The sequence below is a fragment of the Vibrio sp. 10N.222.49.C9 genome, from assembly GCF_041474985.1.
GTDB lineage: Bacteria > Pseudomonadota > Gammaproteobacteria > Enterobacterales > Vibrionaceae > Vibrio > Vibrio crassostreae_C.
Window position 1 is genome coordinate 1 of record NZ_JBFRVD010000156.1, and the last position, 390, is coordinate 390.

1 protein-coding gene is annotated in these 390 nt (G+C 47.7%); it reads right to left on the reverse strand.

Translation table 11 applies throughout. The features are described from left to right. Positions 1-227 precede the first annotated feature (227 nt). Positions 228-390 (reverse strand): phosphatidylglycerophosphatase A (locus tag AB4585_RS22500; RefSeq protein ID WP_372171037.1); only part of this gene is annotated, 163 nt, incomplete at its 5' end.

The window sequence follows — 390 nt, forward strand, 5'->3', positions numbered from 1 at the left end:
AACTTAGGTCTTCCAGACCGATTTATTGCTCAAGGTACACAAGAAGAGATGCACGCTGAACTAGAATTAGATGCCAAAGGCATTCAGCGTCAGATTGAAGAGTATCTAGATAAGTAGTTATTAGGCCCAGGGTTATAGGTTCTGGGCCCTAGGTTCTGGGCCCTGAGTTCTGGGCCCTAGGGTCTGGGCCCTAGGGTCTAGAAACTAGGTCCCAGGGCCTAAATAAACTATACCCAGCCCAAACCCCAGCCAAGTAACGCCAAGCACAATCCAGCCATCACACCGGCTAGAATGTCATCGATCATAATCCCGAAGCCACCATGGACATGTTTATCTAGATAGCTGATTGGCCATGGTTTTACCATGTCGAAGAAGCGGAATAATACAAAG